At 70.6% G+C, this 544-nt stretch carries 1 protein-coding gene; it reads right to left on the bottom strand.

Annotated elements, in window-relative coordinates:
• Positions 1-544: VWA domain-containing protein (locus A5688_RS25220; protein WP_120312601.1), on the bottom strand; the 544-nt coding region annotated here is incomplete at both ends.

Raw genomic sequence — 544 nt, forward strand, 5'->3', positions numbered from 1 at the left:
CGATCTCGCCGCCCTTGGTCCCGAACGAGATCGTCGAGATGGGCACGCCCTCGTCCTTGGCCAGCCGCGCCGCGGTGTAGACGCCGTCGTGCGGATCGCCGGGATTGGAGGGCTTGTTCTCGCCGCCGTCGGACAGCAGCACGATCCGCGCCGGCGGCGGGCCGTCGCCGCCACCCATCACCGAGCCAACCGTCGCGATCGCCTGCAGCGCGGTGAACAGGCCTTCTCCCGTCGCGGTTTTCGGGGCCGGCTGCAGGCTGTCGATGCCCGCTTTCACCGCGCCGCGGTTGGTCGTCGGCGGAACCAGCAGCGTGGCGTTGGCCGCGAACTCCACCAGCCCCAGGTTGATCGCCGGGGTCAGCTGGTCGGCGAATTGCTTGCCGGCCTCCTTGGCGGCGGCGAGGCGGTTGGGTGGCACATCGTTGGAGGCCATCGACTCCGACACGTCGATCACCAGCATCACGACCGCGCGGTTGAGCGGAATCCGCACGTCCGACGTCGGCCCGGCCATCGCGGTGGTCAGCAACACCAGCGAGGCGGCAGG

Origin of the sequence: Mycobacterium mantenii (assembly GCF_001667865.1) — a bacterium.
GTDB lineage: Bacteria > Actinomycetota > Actinomycetes > Mycobacteriales > Mycobacteriaceae > Mycobacterium > Mycobacterium mantenii_A.